Consider the following 287-nt stretch of genomic DNA (forward strand, 5'->3'; position numbering starts at 1 on the left):
ACATAGACAACGCGGGTTGTTCCTTCGACAACCTGACCACTCTCGTGACCTTGTGTAGCATTGGTATCAATACGATAAGTTGTGCCATCATCCGCCGTAATGGTAGTTGGTTTGTGATCAGTTGTGTCATAGTAAGTACCAACCCGTGAAGTTGGTGTATCTACGATACGCGGAGCAATGGTGTTGCCTTGCTTATCTTGGTAGTCAACGACAACATTACCATATTTCTCTACTGGTTTTTCAAGCTTATCATAAACATAGACAACGCGGGTTGTTCCTTCGACAAC

At 44.3% G+C, this 287-nt stretch carries 1 protein-coding gene; it reads right to left on the minus strand.

All coding sequences use genetic code 11. The features are described from left to right. Window positions 1-287: MucBP domain-containing protein (locus HMPREF2634_RS10060; protein WP_180363050.1), on the minus strand; the 287-nt coding region annotated here is incomplete at both ends.

Origin of the sequence: Streptococcus sp. HMSC034B03 (assembly GCF_001838575.1) — a bacterium.
Lineage (GTDB): Bacteria > Bacillota > Bacilli > Lactobacillales > Streptococcaceae > Streptococcus > Streptococcus anginosus.